At 59.5% G+C, this 613-nt stretch carries 1 protein-coding gene; it reads right to left on the bottom strand.

The annotated features are described in order from the left end of the window. Positions 1–393 precede the first annotated feature (393 nt). On the bottom strand, positions 394–613 hold a 220-nt coding region (locus tag ACFPN9_RS27830; RefSeq protein WP_377817948.1), incomplete at its 5' end, for a hypothetical protein.

The raw sequence follows: 613 nt of genomic DNA, 5'->3' as shown, positions 1-613 counted from the left end.
TCCCATCGTCAGCCTGCCAGCCGTGGCCGCCTGACCAGCCCGACCAAAGCCGGCACGCGGTGGCTCTGCGAAGCTACACCACCAGCAGGGACACGACCCAGGAAGCTTGCAATTTGCTCGTTAGAAGTCCTTCGGCAAGTGGGCGTGCAAGTGGGCGCCAGGATGCACGGGCCACCTGGCTGGTCGGGAGCGCGTAGGCCTAAATCGATCGACATCTGCAATGCGGCAGCGCGAGCTGAATTTCGCCGAAACACAATCGACCACGACCGGCCCACCGGTTGGTTCACAATTAAGCTGATCTCTTACAAGTCAGTTTACGGAGCAGCCTGTCTCCAGCGACAGTGGCTCCGCAGAAAGCGGACTCCAATCCGATCGCTTCGGTAAAATCCAGACTCAACCGAGCTTGCCTGCGATGGATAAATTTGGGCTACCGTCTGCGAAGGTGTCCGCATGAAACCAGGGGCGAGCCGTTACCGTGAATGAACGAGCCAAGCCCCGCCCGATAGTTTCGATCACGGTCGTGTCCCATAGCGTGGTGTAGCTGACGGTGGTCACCGGCGATTGCCGGTTAGGTTTGGGTTGTGAACGCCAACCCTGAACCGAGAGATCCCCG

The sequence above is a fragment of the Allobosea massiliensis genome, assembly GCF_042655245.1.
GTDB lineage: Bacteria > Pseudomonadota > Alphaproteobacteria > Rhizobiales > Beijerinckiaceae > Allobosea > Allobosea massiliensis.
Note: the sequence above shows the minus strand (reverse complement) of the source record. Positions and strands in the feature narration are given on the sequence as shown.